Annotated in this window: 4 protein-coding genes and 2 pseudogenes; 2 read left to right on the top strand and 4 right to left on the bottom strand. The window is 49.9% G+C overall.

All coding sequences use genetic code 11. From position 1 onward, the window contains the following. Nucleotides 1-121: 121 nt before the first annotated feature. Nucleotides 122-820, top strand: a pseudogene (umuC, locus tag APU11_RS14220) (translesion error-prone DNA polymerase V subunit UmuC); the annotation flags it as partial. 649 nt (nucleotides 821-1,469) lie between these two features. Here the strand turns inward: umuC and APU11_RS14215 are convergent. Continuing rightward, nucleotides 1,470-2,435, bottom strand: coding sequence for a ParB/RepB/Spo0J family plasmid partition protein (locus APU11_RS14215; RefSeq protein WP_013087134.1), 966 nt, complete (start codon nucleotides 2,433-2,435; stop codon nucleotides 1,470-1,472). Further along, nucleotides 2,435-3,601 (bottom strand): plasmid-partitioning protein SopA, encoded by a 1,167-nt coding sequence (sopA, locus tag APU11_RS14210; RefSeq protein ID WP_023327689.1) that lies wholly within the window; start codon nucleotides 3,599-3,601, stop codon nucleotides 2,435-2,437. Before sopA ends, APU11_RS14215 begins: the two co-directional genes overlap by 1 nt. Nucleotides 3,602-4,341: 740 nt before the next feature. Here sopA and APU11_RS14205 point away from each other — a divergent pair. Continuing rightward, the gene (locus APU11_RS14205; RefSeq protein ID WP_015572055.1) at nucleotides 4,342-5,352 is read left to right on the top strand and encodes a RepB family plasmid replication initiator protein; all 1,011 of its coding nucleotides are present in this window, start codon (nucleotides 4,342-4,344) and stop codon (nucleotides 5,350-5,352) included. Nucleotides 5,353-5,595: 243 nt separating this feature from the next. On the opposite strand, the pseudogene APU11_RS27725 reads toward APU11_RS14205, so the two are convergent. Then, a pseudogene (locus tag APU11_RS27725) lies at nucleotides 5,596-5,853 on the bottom strand (site-specific integrase); the annotation flags it as partial. A 201-nt stretch (nucleotides 5,854-6,054) separates the two neighbouring features. Continuing rightward, nucleotides 6,055-6,547: tyrosine-type recombinase/integrase (locus APU11_RS14195; protein ID WP_157849610.1), on the bottom strand; the 493-nt coding region annotated here is incomplete at its 5' end.

Genomic DNA, 6,547 nt, shown 5'->3' with positions numbered 1-6,547 from the left:
CAGGCCTCAGCATTTTATTATGGTGATCCCCTGGGCGAAATGCGCCTGGTAAGCAGAGTTTTTGAAATGTAAGGCCTTTGAATAAGACAAAAGGCTGCCTCATCGCTAACTTTGCAACAGTGCCCGCAAACTTAATGTACTGGGTATCAGGACCGCGCTCGATCTGGCCCTGACGAACCCGGCCTTTATACGCAAAAATTTCTCCGTCGTTCTCGAGCGAACAGTACGCGAACTGAACGGGGAAAGCTGCATGTCGCTTGAGGAAGCACCACCGACGAAACAGCAGATCGTCTGCAGCCGCAGCTTTGGAGAGAAAATCACGGAGTACGATTCGCTCCGCCAGGCTGTCTGTCAGTACGCAGAGCGGGCCTCTGAAAAGCTGCGGAAAGAGCGCCAGTACTGCCGGCATATTTCCGTTTTCATCAAAACGTCTCCGTTCGCCGTTAAAGAGCCTTACTACGGCAACGTGGCCACGGAGAAACTGCTTACACCCACTCAGGACACCCGGGACATTATTGCGGCCGCCACAACGGCTCTGGAGCGTATCTGGAAGGATGGGCACCTGTATGCCAAAGCCGGTGTGATGCTGAATGACTTCACCGGCTCCGGCGTTTCGCAGCTGCAGCTGTTCGACGAACGTCCGCCACGTCCTCACAGCTCTGAGCTGATGAAGGTTCTCGATGGCATTAATCATTCCGGTCTGGGACAGATCTGGTTTGCCGGGCGAGGGATAGCGCCATCATGGCAAATGAAACGCGATATGCTCTCCCCTGCGTACACCACCCGCTGGAAAGATATTCCCGTTGCGAGGATCAGATAAATTCTGCTTTTCTGAGAGAGCCAGTAGTGCTCGCCGCAGCCGAACGACAGGGCGAAGCCCGCGAGTGAGCGAGGAAGCACCAGGGAACAAAACGAACATAATCTTCTTACGCACCTAATACAGGAATCACAGTAACAATCTCAAAATCTGTATTGTGATAGAAACAGCTGAATAGAGTGGGACCATGGTCCCAGTTAAATCCGGCGTGTGGAATCGATATTCCAGACGGGGTTGAAGGATGAGTTCTGACACGCAAGTAGGAGGTGGGACCGTGGTCCCAGTTAAATCCGGCGTGTGGAATCGATATTCCAAGCGGGCTTGACGGGTGAGTTCTGACACGCAAGTAGGAAGTGGGACCGTGGTCCCAGTTAATCTGGTGTATGAAATCAGTATTCCGGGATGGGTTACCGTCTGAGTTCTGATATGCAGGTTGAGGGGTGAACTGCGGAACTAGTTAAGGAAAACTAGAAAAAACTGGATCTTTAGATTGTGGTAACAATCAGGTTGGGAGAAGTAAACAGATCTTTTTAACAACACTGGGCTATAGTGCAGAAAATAACTGCTTCGGATGTATATATTCCGAAGCAGCATGTAACGCATTAAGGATATTGGAAATTAATGAAGACTCTCGCGTGTATCATTAAACAGGCTAAACTTTTTGTAAGTCGCGCAGTATGCTTTCTATCTTCTCGATACACTCGGCAGGCAAACGAGATTTATCGAGATTAAAAATCACCTTATCGCCTTTGTATAGGGCTGTCGCACCAGGTACAAATTGATGACGGGTATTAAGGTTTACTTTTTTACCTGATGGCTCTTTCAGAACATCCGTCAGTAAACCAATAACTTCCTCGGATTCAAAGATAACTCCCGCTTTCTTTTGCTCATGAAGCTGTTGTGTCCGTTGCAACAATAAAGCTTCTTTTCCCGAAAATGCTTTGTACAGCGTCTCCCCAGAGCGGGCGGAAAGTTCACCAGGATGAGTAAACAGGGCAACCACTGATTTTGGCAAATGGGCCGTGTTGATGCAACGCGTGATGATTTTACGGGAAATATTCTCAGCTTCAGCCAGAGCAGAGATATTGCCGTTAAAATCATTTTCCAACCGCTGTGCATAACGGTTGCCCCGTTCATAAGCGCTGACAGGACGATAATCATTACCCAGCCGTGATAAAGCCATCATCTGTTCGTCATCGAGATCCCCGACGAGAACACGATAATCTGATGATGTCAGTATGGCGGCTTTACGACGGCGACTACCATCAGCAATTTCAATGACACCTTCTACCCTTCGTCCGAACGCAGGCGTCTGTTGACCACTCAGCATAAAAGAGGGAATCAGATCATCAAGCGCGTCTTCGGTCAGTAGTTCCTGGTCACGTTCATTACCTGACCAGACTCTTGATGCCGTCTCAACACTCTCGCCCGGGATCGCTTCCAGAATAAATTTCACTTCCCGGCCACAAACCGGAAGCAGAATGGTATTCCCGCGGGCCATGGCTCCAACCCGTGCAATTAATGAATCAACCATCGGTGCAGCGGGTGCCGCTGAAGGTTCAGTTTCGGGGCGGATATCTTTTACGGTATGTTTTGGAATGACTGGTGCACGTTTCATTATCTGATCTCCCAGCGAGGTTTAATCAGGCGATCAAAAATTTCATTACAGACAGGCTCCCAGATAGACAGCGCATTTCGCCAGGCTCCTGTAGATGAGCGCTGATCGATAGCCTGCTCAAACACCGTTCTCATACGGATCTGACCTTTACCGACTTCGTCGGTCTCGCGAACAACGTTTTTCAGTACCATGCTTCCCCAGGCATCGCGGATCTGTTCTTCCATCCAGGGTGACTGTGAGCCATTGTTATTGCTGTACTTGGTCAGAAGAATTCTAACGTCAGGTTCAAAACCCTGCAGGTCCACGTTTTTTAACAGGTCGCGCAGCATGTCAAAAAACTGAAGGGCAGAGGTGTAATCAAATAACTCTGCTGGCGTTGGCACGATGAGTACATCTGCAGCACAGACGACATTGATGGTACCAATACCGAGGTTCGGTGCACTGTCGATAACAATGACATCATAATCATGGGCCACTGTTTCGATGGCCAGGCGAAGCATCATATGAGGTTCTGTCGGCAGTTTCCCGTTGTCAAACCTTCCCATTAGTTCTGTCTCAATGCGGTGCAGAGCCAGGCATGAAGGTATGATGTCGAGACCCGGCCAGCAGGTGGCTTTGACGGCATAGGCTGCATCATCGCGCTCACCAAGATAAAAAGGCAGCAGTGTGTCTTCGGCATGGATATGCAAATCAGGGACCCAGCCGTGGTACATGGAGGCTGTGCCTTGAGGATCGTTCCCTTCGACAAGCAGTACTCGCAGCCCTTTCAGCGCCAGGTCCTGTGCCAAATGTACAGATACAGATGTCTTATAGACACCCCCTTTATGTGCTGCCACCGCGATGACGGGCGGAACGCTGTCATCAGGACGGCGCAGACGGGTGCCAAATACATCCCGCATATGGTTGATTTGTTCAATGGTGTAGCCCACCCGCTGCTCTACACGTCCACGCATTTCCATATCAGGATGGGGAAGGCGTCCTGCTTTTTCTGCATCACGGATTGCCTGAGAAGAAACGCCAATCAGATCGGCGGCCTCACCCACACGCCAGCGACGGGTAATTTTCCTGGCTTCCGGGCTATCATCGTTAAACTGTGCAATCGCGATAGCTTTCGTCATTTCATGACCGGCCGTAATGCACTGGTCAAGCGTTTCCATCAGTCCCATTCTTTGTTCCTTATTATTATCTTTGCATTAATCTATTAAATCTTGGTAAAAGGCGCAAAGCAACATTAAAGTTGCAAACCGTCTTAAATATTGCAAAGCCGATCAAAATATAGTCTTGTTCAGTTCAGCATCCGCCTGAAAGGCTGCCGCATGCTTCAGTCAATATCATCCGCTCGCCGCAGAAAGTATGCGCGCGTAGGCGCATGCGTCGAGGAAGCGGAATTACTCCGTACTAACAAGGTGTGGCTGACGCTCTGAAGCTAACGAAGCTCCACTGGAAGGAACTGAATGGTAAGGAATTGACTATAGTATGCAGATTATTGACTGCGGTATGAAGCTGAATAGGAATAGGGAAGAGTAATGACATGCATTTTTCTGCATATCACAGTCAAGACTATTGCCTTTCCTGGTGTTGTATTACTGGGTTGTTGTACCAAGATTCACATTGTGTCATGTCAGTGGTCCATATGTATTGGATGCTGGCTGTTATTCCATATTTCGATCCAGTAATTGATCCTTAAGGAGATCATGTTGAGATCAAAAAGAGATCCCCGGATCGTTTAGCGCCCCGCTACGCCTGAGCCTGGAGACTATCTTCATTAACTGTGGTGTGTGGTATGTTGACTGTTGTGTGCGAGATCAACTATTGCGGTATGCAATTGTATTAACTGGGGTATGTATTTCCGTTGACTGTGATATGCGTATATACTTTCGTTTGTGGATAACCGCGGGTTAATAAAATGGCTATGGAAAATAATGAGTTACCCCTGAATCTTCAGGAGGTCAATAAGACAACGGGTGAAGTTGTTAAGCTGGATGTCAACAGCGCCAGTACTGTTCAGCCTGTTGCGCTCATGAGGCTTGGTCTGTTCGTTCCTACCCTCAAATCGACCTCTAGGAGTAAGACGAACCGCAAAAACGTCACGGATGCGACTGAGGAGCTCGTACAGCTGTCCATTGCCCGGAGTGAAGGGTATACCGATGTCAGGATCACCGGATCGCGCCTCGATATGGATACGGACTTCAAAGTCTGGCTTGGAATCATCCGTTCAATGTATGATTTTGGCGTTAAGGATGACACGCTCAAGCTGTCTTTTGTTGAGTTTGTTAAAATGTGTGGCTTTGACTCCCGGCGCTCTAACAAGAAAATGCGTGACAGGATAAGCAACTCCCTGTTCAAGCTGGCATCCGTAACCCTCAAGTTTCAGAGTGAAACGAAAGGGTGGACTACGCACCTGGTTCAGTCTGCCTATTACGACATCACTGCCGATGTCGTGGAGATCAGGGCAGAGCCCAAGCTCTTTGAGCTTTATCAGATGGACAGGCGGGTCCTGTTGCGTCTGAAAGCCATTGATGCCCTGCAGCGCAAGGAGTCCGCACAGGCACTCTATACCTACATTGAAAGTCTGCCACAGAATCCGGCCCCCATCTCCATGAAGCGTATGCGAGACAGACTCAACCTGACGTCTAACCTCTACACGCAGAACCACACGGTGCGCAAAGCCATGGCGCAGCTGAAGGATATCGGCTATCTGGATTACACCGAATTCAAACGCGGCCGGGCCACCTACTTCAGCGTGCATTACCGTAATCCGAAACTCATCAGTAGCAAGGTCGTTGTTCCCCGTGAGCCGGAAGAGGAAGTACCTGAGCAGAACTATGACGAAGTTATTAAAGCCCTGAAGGCTGCAGGTATTGATCCTCAGAAACTAGCAAAAGCGCTCGCCAGCGTGAAACCGGGAAATGACTGAGGAATGCCGTTTTAGAGTTTGTTGACTGTGGTATGCAGAGCGCATACCACAGTCAATTTATACTGATTCATCATTCCGTTTAGGTTTTGCTTGCCTTGACTGCGATATGCGGATAGGCCTACCGGAGTATTGATATTGACTGCGGTGTGTGGAAGAGCGGGCAGTCTGCTCAACATCTTCACTGCGATATGTTTACTTTCATCACTTAGTCAATATTGTTCGTCAGGGCGGATGCCCTTAGCCCAGTACTTTCACAAAGGGTCTTAACCCACCGAGATCAAAGGATTCCGGGGGCAGCGTCCGGGATTCACTGATCCGCACTCCCGTGTTCCAGAAAGTAGAGAACAGCATTTAATGGTGAAGATCCGGCATATAGAAGAGTAGGGCTCTCACTTCGGGGACGAGTAGGTACGCCAGGGTGGCGCCGGTTAAAGTGGCCATCCTTCTGAGTGCGGCCGCGGTCGCAAAGTCGACCCCATGGGCTTTCGGCAACAGTGAAATGCGTTATGAAGAAAAGGGGGCAATGCAGGGATGAACAGGATCGGAACGAAAAGGTAAGTAATGAAGAAGACGTAAAGTGCGTTACGTGAATTCCGGCCTGGTACAGCCTGGACCCCTGTCAGTTTTCACGTAACGCAAGATTAATTTATTATCGAATAAGTGGATGTCATTACAACTGTCTGTAAATTTTGACAAATTTAGTTATCTTTTTTTCAGCATGGCAACAGCATCAGCCTCTGCCATTGAAAATTGCACACGATGCCTTGCAGCAACATCGAGCGCAAATACCTTTGTATAGACTTCCGTCGAGCTGATCGACTTGTGCCCCATCAGGCTCTGCAGCACCTTCAGCGGAATTCCGGCATACAGCATGTGCATGGCGTAGGAGTGGCGGAACGTGTGTGGCGTCACCGGCACGGAGAACGTCACCCCGTCGGCGGCTGCCGCTTCAACAGCTTCGCCCAGCCAGGTGCGAACGGTACGGTCGGTGATCTCCCAGATGCGCACCTTTTCCGTTCTGCCGGTGCGCTTATTCCGGCGTTCCAGCGGTATTTTCAGGGTGGCCACCATCATTTCCAGCTGGCGGGCATACTGCGGATCGGAAAGCGGAACGTTACGATGAGGCTGGCTGCCGGCCGGAGCACGGCCGGCCGTTCGGGCCGCTTTCTCCACCCGCTGTTTGGGGGTTGCCAAG

It is taken from the genome of Enterobacter sp. 50793107, assembly GCF_001463365.1.
In the GTDB taxonomy this organism is placed as follows: domain Bacteria; phylum Pseudomonadota; class Gammaproteobacteria; order Enterobacterales; family Enterobacteriaceae; genus Enterobacter; species Enterobacter cloacae.
This window is presented reverse-complemented; position numbering and strand designations above follow the sequence as displayed.

Excerpts from the sequence above, each read along its gene's own strand:
- APU11_RS14215 (WP_013087134.1), bottom strand. The coding sequence starts at position 2,435 with ATGAAACGTGCACCAGTCATTCCAAAACATACCGTAAAAGATATCCGC.
- sopA (WP_023327689.1), bottom strand. The coding sequence starts at position 3,601 with ATGGGACTGATGGAAACGCTTGACCAGTGCATTACGGCCGGTCATGAA.
- APU11_RS14205 (WP_015572055.1), top strand. The coding sequence starts at position 4,342 with ATGGCTATGGAAAATAATGAGTTACCCCTGAATCTTCAGGAGGTCAAT.